Origin of the sequence: Pseudomonas sp. IPO3749, from assembly GCF_013386605.1 — a bacterium.
Classification (GTDB): Bacteria; Pseudomonadota; Gammaproteobacteria; order Pseudomonadales; family Pseudomonadaceae; genus Aquipseudomonas; species Aquipseudomonas azotoformans_A.
The window spans coordinates 1-6,382 of record NZ_JACARN010000086.1 but is presented as its reverse complement, the minus strand read 5'-3'; the positions used below and the strand labels follow the sequence as shown (position 1 = coordinate 6,382).

Below are 6,382 nucleotides of genomic sequence, written 5' to 3'. Positions count from 1 at the left end.
CCGCCAGAGCCCGTGAGAATGGAAAGCCACGAAATCGCTAATGGTATGCGGCCAGCATGGATCAGAGGGGCATACGAGCGAGGAATAATGGCGGTACATTCTGCCGCGGGGAAACCCTGAAAGTCATACGAGGTAAGCAACCTTAAATACCGAAACCATAATTATCCTGAAGTGGTACTATTAGTTACATCTAAAGATTGCTGATGCCTCACTAAAACTATCTACTTGAAGAATGCGGTTGAAAGCACACACTGAGATCGACCAGTCAAGCATCATTGTACGATTTTCCGTAAGGACAAAACGAATTGGGCCAGTTTATCTAAGTGCCTAGAGCTCCTAAAATGCTGCTTATAACATGAGGGAACGGTATCAGTAGCTAACATCAAGCCAATCACCGACCTGTGGTATAGTAAAAAAATCTGTGTATACCGATGCCGATTATACGGAAGTCGACACGCAGTATGAGGATTTGACCGAGCAGCTATCTGGGAGGACGGACGACACCGTAACTATTCGAAATAGGGAGTGGAGCCTGGCCCCTAAAGCGAAGCGTAGTAGTGGGTGCTTGAGACATATACGCAAACTAGGACAAAGCTCAAAAGTCGGTTTCGGGGTAAGGAGAAGGGTCAGGTCAGCCATATGAATGTGCGACTTTTCGGATTGACCTAACACGTTGATTGCGCCGTACATCCCATGAGCGGCAAGTAAGCAGCTGTTAGGCACAGGTAAGTGGCGCCGGTAAACGCGCAAATCGCGCCGAAAAGTGGGGGTGATAACCATGTACAGCCTATCGGACGCTTCAAATTGATAACGCTCTGCGTTAGCGCGCTTAGGCTGAAATCGCGGATTTTATCGGAGCTCCCCTAGTTCCAAATACGGGCCTACGAAATCAAGGTGTGCAATCTAACTGCAAAGACTGGGTATTAGCGGTGTCTAAAATTCATTGAAGACGTTTGTTTGAAAACCGATACATTATCTAAAAATCAATAACGCACAGTAAAATGTTGGTACATAACTGTTTTTTGGGGGATCCCTAATGAAACTAGGTACATTCTGCACACTAGCCATAATATGTGTACTAACCGGTTGTTCAACTCCTGTCGCACCACCAGCAATTGTGCTACCAGATACTGTTCTGGGCATTTCTATGAACCGCACTAAAGAAGACTTCATACCGACTGGCGATCAGATTTCTATAGGAGTGATACTTAGCGAAAATACCCAAACCAATCTAACGTATCTACGACAATACCATAACAGCGCGGGTACTGGCTTCGGCAAGAATCTCCTAGTAGAGTCGATTCGTGACGCGTACATATCAACGTCAGACCCTCATCTGGCGGTAGACTGGCTGAAGGCCTCTCTTCGACGGGAGTTCGGCCAAGTGAAAGAATATCCGGATGTGCTGAGCCTAAAAGCAGCGAAACCCGATATTTTGGTAGTGGTCGACTTTCGTTTTCAACTTATCACCTCTCGAAACTCCGAAATTAAGGCGAATGTAGCGGCACATTTCTACGATAGAAGCTACAATCATCTCGGAACGGCAAAAGGAAGTGATGAAAAAATACTCTCTCCGATTTGGGCGGGCAACAAACGCACTGAGGAAATTGTTTCTGACATTAATGAGCAAAAGAATGTGCAAATCAGCGCGCTACAAAAATTTGATCGTTCCCTGAAAGACTTGTTAGCGCATAAGAGTGATAAGTTCTAAACAATTAGTGCCTTTTTTCACGAGCACGGTAAATGCCTGTTACTTCAAAAATATTGCAAAGCTGCGCCTTAACGATTGAGAAGGATCGTTAAAACTACAAGCTCAAAAAATTCACTGTTAGCTCCAACGACGCTCGAAATCATTCCTCAAAAAGTGGTCAGTTAAGGCATCAACGAAAACTCTGACCTTGTTAGGGAGGTACCGCCGTGTCTGATAGGCGATATTCATAGTAAGGCGCGGCAAGTCCCAATCATTAAGTAATGTAATAAGCTCTCCATTCTCAATATGATCATAAATAGCATATTTTGGCTGTGCCAAGATACCCATTCCATGCAAAGCAGCATTAATGGCTATTTGGCCATCATTCGTACGCAACGAAGGGTTAAGATTCACGATTACTTTTTGATTACCCTTTTCAAAAGGCAACTCATTAGGATTGTTCGCATAACTGTAAATTAACATTTTATGTTTGGTTAGATCCTCTGGTATAACAGGCATACCATACGTAGAGAGATATTCTCGAGAGGCAGCAAGAACTCGTTTTGTTACAGCAAGCTTTCTGATGGTCAAATTGCTGTCTGCTTCAAATTCACGTGTACGAATTGCCAAATCCACATTATTTTCCACAACGTCTAAGTACTGATTAGCTGCGATAATATCGACACTAATATCTGGATAGGCTTTATTAAACGCAGGTAAAAGCGGCTCAATATGCAACAAGCAAAAAGAAAGGGACGCAGTGATTCTTAATGTTCCACGAGGATTACCAACCGCATCCTTTGCAACTGCTTCAGCCTCGCCTAGGTCGGACAAAACGTCCTTGCAACGACGATAAAATTCCATACCGACCTCTGTCAACGCAAGGGAGCGGGTGGTGCGATGCACCAGGCGCACTCCGAGCCGCGTCTCAAGCATGCTTAGGTGGCGGCTAGCACTGGATACCGGTAGGCCCAGGACGTCAGCAGCACGACTAATGCTTGCTGCCTCTGCCACGTGTACAAAAAGTTCAATTTCGCGAAAACGGTCCATGCCAGTATTCCACTGAGTAGAAAGGTGTTTGCCAGAACTCTGTCTGTTTCTGCGTGTTTAGAAAGAATAACATTGCGGTGCGCCTTGCAAAAGAGCTACTCGCGAGTCATTGCAAATGATGTATCTTACAAAAACTACAGGAGGCAACAATGATATGCGTTAAGCACCATGTGCTCATCGGAGGCTTTCTGAGCTATATGTTCGATGCATTAGAGATAGTTATACTGGCCATTGCGCTACCTTCAATCATAATCGATACAGGGATATCGCGGACAGACGCGGGGCTGCTAGTAACAGCTACTTTATTAGGGATAGGCCTGAGTAGCGTTACAGTCGGATGGATGTCAGATAAATTTGGAAGAAGGCGAGCCCTCCTGTCATCGTTAACCTTCTTTGGATTATGCACCTGCATTATGGCAGAGCTTCACTCCTGGGAACAAATGTTAGTGCTAAGGTTCGCCGCAGGACTCGGGCTCGGTGGTGTCTGGAGCATTGTGTCCGCTTACATCTCCGAAACCTGGCCAAAGGAGAAACAGGCTAGAGCCACGTCGTTAGTGTTGAGTTCATTCCCTCTAGGCGCCGGGTTTGCCGCAGTGCTCTCAGCGCTTATTTTACCTGATTACGGCTGGAGAGCACTGTTCTTCACCTGCGGTGTTTCTACGATCATTCCAATCATATACGTTTTCTATTTTGTACCAGAATCGCCAAAATGGATTTCCGAGCGTGACGTCACTGCGACCGTTGAAAACACTTCTGGGCCACTTGAGATTTTCAGTGGAAATTTTTTGCGCCAGACAATGTTCGCCACGTTATCAGCATCATCTTCACTCCTCGCGTACTGGGGGGTAACATCTTGGTTACCAACCTACTTGGCAGCAGAGCGAGGCTTTGATCTCAAATCAATGTCGGGATATTTATTTGTATTGAACGCATCCACATTCATAGGTTATTTGATTTTTGGTTTTTTTGCAGACCGTTATGGAAAGCGTTTATTAGTCGTGCTTTCACTGCTCGCGACCGCCATGGTTCTTCCATTCTTTGCGTATGCTGAAGATCGAGCGACCCTCATGGCGCTAGGAGTTACTTACGCTTTCTTTCTGGTGTTCCCAGGGCTTTATGGCTCCTACTTTGCGTCACTATATCCGATTCATATCAGAACGACTGGTGCAGGATTTTGTTTCAACATAGGTCGTGGCATTTCAGCGCTGGCACCGTTTGCGCTGGGTTCTCTTTCGAACCAGATCGGCTTTTCATTGGCACTTTGCCTATGTGCGGCGCTTTACTGCGCCGGAGCAATTTTCGCGTTTTTTTTGCCCAGCAAGCCAAGCTGGTAAACCGAAGAGCTCTATAAATCAATTAAATTTACGAAACCCCATAATGCAGCTTAACCCGGTCCGTTTACCGTCAATGGGAACATAAACGAATTTAACGTCCACTTATTTAGTCTGTTCAAAACGATAATTTTTTTGCAAATCATCCGCAGGCTGATCAAGAATTAACGAGCTTTCAGCTCCCCAAAACAATACTAAGGATTCAGCGATGAAAAAAAATAGTAACTCAAACTATGAAAGTACGTTATTAGAAAATTTTACATATGCAACGTTTCCACAACGTGTTCTATTCGGTGCTGGACGCTTAAGCGAACTCCGCGCAGAAATCGATGTTTTAGGGTTTACACGTCCGTTACTCATTAGCACACCTCGCCAGAGGCCACTGGCCGAAATGGTGAGTGTAATCCTCGGAGCCCAAAGGGTGGCAGGTATCTTTGACCGCGCGGCAATGCACGTTCCCCTCGAATTAGTGCGTGAGGCATGTGCGTTAGTGAAAAGAATAGGAGCTGATGGTCTAATCACCATCGGTGGCGGTTCTACCATAGGTTTGGGAAAAGCCATTGCCCGTGAGTTAGGCATTCCAACGGTAGCGATTCCCACAACGTATTCAGGGTCGGAAATGACCGCGATATACGGTATAACTGAGGCTGGGATAAAAAAAACTGGCACAGATCCAAAAGTATTACCTCGGACCGTTTTGTACGACGCTGATTTGACTTTAGAATTACCGATAGACATTAGCATCACCAGCGCCTTGAACGCTATTGCTCACGGCGCTGAGGGTCTGTATGCCAAAAATCGAAATCCAGTCACGAATATAATGGCTGAAGCGGGTATAGCCGCTCTGGCTCGCGCAATTCCCAAATTCCGCAAAAATGATGGCAACTTCTGCAGCACTGGTGAAATGAGAGTTGCACGTTCCGATGCACTCTATGGGGCTTGGTTATGCGGGGGTGTACTTGGCAGTGTGACAATGGCCCTCCACCACAAACTGTGTCATACCCTCGGTGGCAGTTTTAACTTACCACATGCTGAAGTTCATTCCGTCATTCTGCCACACGCACTCGCCTATAACGCAGAAGCCGCGCCAGAGGCGATGGAAATTATCGCACGGGCCATCGGCTCCGAAAGTGCCCCTGCCGGAATATACGATTTAGCTTCAAAAAACGGCGCGCCAACATCACTTCGGGATATTGGCATGCATGAATCAAATCTTTCACTGGCTTGCGAGCTAGTTCTGAGTAATCAATATCCAAATCCACGCCGCCTCGAAGCCGAACCAATACACCGGCTACTCCGCGACGCATTTGAAGGTAACGCACCCTCTCCTACTACATGATGACGAACATAAAACATCAAGAATAATTCGAAATACTCAGCGTAGAATTCTCACCCAAAACTAGTGCTTCAACCACCGAAAAAGGTAATACAAAATGAGCCGTATTTATTCTATCGCGATTTTAATTGGAAGCTTAAGAAGAGACTCTACTAATCGAAAGATTGCTACCGCACTTAATGAACTGACAGCCGGAAAACTGACCCTCAACATCGTGGAAATCGGAGACCTGCCACTCTACAACCAAGATTTAGATGGAGATACTCCACCACCCTCTTACACATCATTTCGAAATGCACTGTATAACGCTGATGGCTTCTTGTTTATAACGCCGGAATATAATCGATCAATACCAGGAGCGTTAAAAAACGCTATTGATGTAGGATCACGGCCTTACGGCAAAAGTGCGTGGGGTGCCGCAAAACCCGCTGCCATCATTACTACTTCGCCTGGTCAAATCGGTGGGTTCGGAGCGAATCATCATCTTCGCCAGTGCTTCGTTTTTCTTAACCTACTATGTATGCAGCAACCCGAGGCCTATCTAGGTAATGCAGGTAGTTTCTTCGATGAAAACGGAATCCTGAATGAAAACATCAAGTCCTTTTTACAAAACATAATGGACGCTTTTTTCACTCATATCGAGTCCTCTTTAAATTCATAATATGCCGCGAAAACACCCCTAACACGCGACACTTAAGGGCGATAGTACCACAAACATCTGACTGACTTACCCTCTTCAACTCATGAAATTCTGTGGACACCAAAGTCGCCCTTAATTACACGCAACGCTTAAAAGCTATACACTTAAAAGCCTAGAGCACGAAACACAACGCACGTAAAAGAGATCACGTCACAATCAGCTTTCAAATTAAAAATTGGATACTTCATATTTTTTGAGTCAACACATCAACCCTGCCCCCCTTCCCTTACCACAAACTTAAGATTTGAGGATTATCGGCTCTTCGCATTTAAGGG

The 6,382-nt window shown here is 45.6% G+C and carries 5 protein-coding genes; 4 read left to right on the top strand and 1 reads right to left on the bottom strand.

Features of this window, described 5'->3' with window-relative positions; genetic code table 11:
* The first annotated feature begins 1,036 nt into the window (after positions 1 to 1,036).
* Positions 1,037 to 1,711, top strand: coding sequence for a hypothetical protein (locus HX812_RS27780; protein ID WP_038843974.1), 675 nt, complete (start codon positions 1,037 to 1,039; stop codon positions 1,709 to 1,711).
* A gap of 117 nt (positions 1,712 to 1,828) precedes the next feature.
* Here HX812_RS27780 and HX812_RS27775 read toward each other — a convergent pair whose 3' ends face one another.
* Positions 1,829 to 2,740, bottom strand: coding sequence for a LysR family transcriptional regulator (locus tag HX812_RS27775; protein ID WP_016976640.1), 912 nt, complete (start codon positions 2,738 to 2,740; stop codon positions 1,829 to 1,831).
* A 149-nt stretch (positions 2,741 to 2,889) separates the two neighbouring features.
* Between HX812_RS27775 and HX812_RS27770 the strand changes: the two genes are divergently transcribed.
* The 3 genes from HX812_RS27770 to HX812_RS27760 all read left to right on the top strand — a co-directional run bounded on the left by HX812_RS27770 (position 2,890) and on the right by HX812_RS27760 (position 6,068).
* A complete protein-coding gene (locus HX812_RS27770) occupies positions 2,890 to 4,074 on the top strand; it encodes an MFS transporter (RefSeq protein ID WP_016976641.1) in 1,185 nt (394 codons plus the stop codon).
* 205 nt (positions 4,075 to 4,279) lie between these two features.
* A complete protein-coding gene (locus tag HX812_RS27765; RefSeq protein ID WP_080589235.1) occupies positions 4,280 to 5,410 on the top strand; it encodes a maleylacetate reductase in 1,131 nt (376 codons plus the stop codon).
* A 94-nt stretch (positions 5,411 to 5,504) separates the two neighbouring features.
* Positions 5,505 to 6,068 (top strand): NADPH-dependent FMN reductase, encoded by a 564-nt coding sequence (locus tag HX812_RS27760; RefSeq protein WP_016976642.1) that lies wholly within the window; start codon positions 5,505 to 5,507, stop codon positions 6,066 to 6,068.
* Positions 6,069 to 6,382: the final 314 nt, after the last annotated feature.